Genomic DNA, 369 nt, shown 5'->3' with positions numbered 1-369 from the left:
TAGCTGCCATCAGGATTAACTGTGGCTTTCACCTGTTGTTCCAGCGGATTGCCTGACTGGTCCTGACCGGTAATGGTTAAGGTCACTTCACTACCCGGTGCTACATCTGTGGTCCCACCTGTGATATGGCCCTGGTTATCCACATCAACAGAAATCGTGCCGTCAACGCGGTCCAGACCACCTTGATCCGGTGTAGATGGATCATTGTCATGATCGGTCTTCAACAGGCTGTCTTCTGCATTGACCGGAGTACCATTACGATCAACCGTTTCTGCCTTAACGGTCAACTCGCCATCGGCAAAGCCTGCTGGTACTTCTGCTGTATAGCTACCATCAGGATTAACAGTCGCAGTCACTTGTTGCTCAAGT

Annotated in this window: 1 pseudogene; it reads right to left on the bottom strand. The window is 50.7% G+C overall.

Features of this window, described 5'->3' with window-relative positions:
- Positions 1–369 (bottom strand): annotated as a pseudogene (locus tag C1642_RS19865) (hypothetical protein); the annotation flags it as partial.

It is taken from the genome of Acinetobacter sp. AKBS16 (assembly GCF_002899995.1).
GTDB classification, from domain to species: Bacteria; Pseudomonadota; Gammaproteobacteria; order Pseudomonadales; family Moraxellaceae; genus Acinetobacter; species Acinetobacter baumannii.
Note: the sequence above shows the minus strand (reverse complement) of the source record. Positions and strands in the feature narration are given on the sequence as shown.